Source organism: Roseateles sp. P5_E1, assembly GCF_054049335.1.
The window spans coordinates 1-515 of record NZ_JBFUMN010000492.1; the positions used below are offsets into that span (position 1 = coordinate 1).

The window sequence follows — 515 nt, forward strand, 5'->3', positions numbered from 1 at the left end:
ATGGTTTCCTGCGCCGAGGCGTAGGAAAGCAGCAGCTTCTCCAGGGCGACGCCTTCGATGCCCGGCTCGCCTTCGGCCGGAATCAGCGACGCGTTTTCCACCGCGCTGCTGGCCAGGTACGCATCCAGCGCCGGGTCGTCCTTGAGGTACTGCTCCTGTTTGCCCTGCTTGATCTTGTACAGCGGCGGCAGGCCGATGTAGATGTGCCCGCGCTCGATCAACTCCGGCATCTGACGGTAGAAGAAGGTCAACAGCAGCGTACGGATGTGCGCGCCGTCGACGTCGGCGTCGGTCATGATGATGATGCGGTGGTAGCGCAGCTTGTCCGGGTTGTACTCGTCGCGACCGATGCCGGTGCCCAGCGCGGTGATCAGCGTACCGACCTGGTCGGAGGCCAGCATGCGGTCGAAACGCGCGCGTTCCACGTTGAGGATCTTGCCGCGCAGCGGCAGCACCGCCTGGTTCTTGCGGTTGCGGCCCTGCTTTGCCGAGCCACCTGCCGAGTCACCCTCGAC

General features: G+C 64.9%; 1 protein-coding gene. It reads right to left on the minus strand.

Going from position 1 to position 515, the window contains the following annotated elements:
* On the minus strand, positions 1-515 hold a 515-nt coding region (locus ACXJKJ_RS32270; protein ID WP_457395841.1), incomplete at both ends, for a toprim domain-containing protein.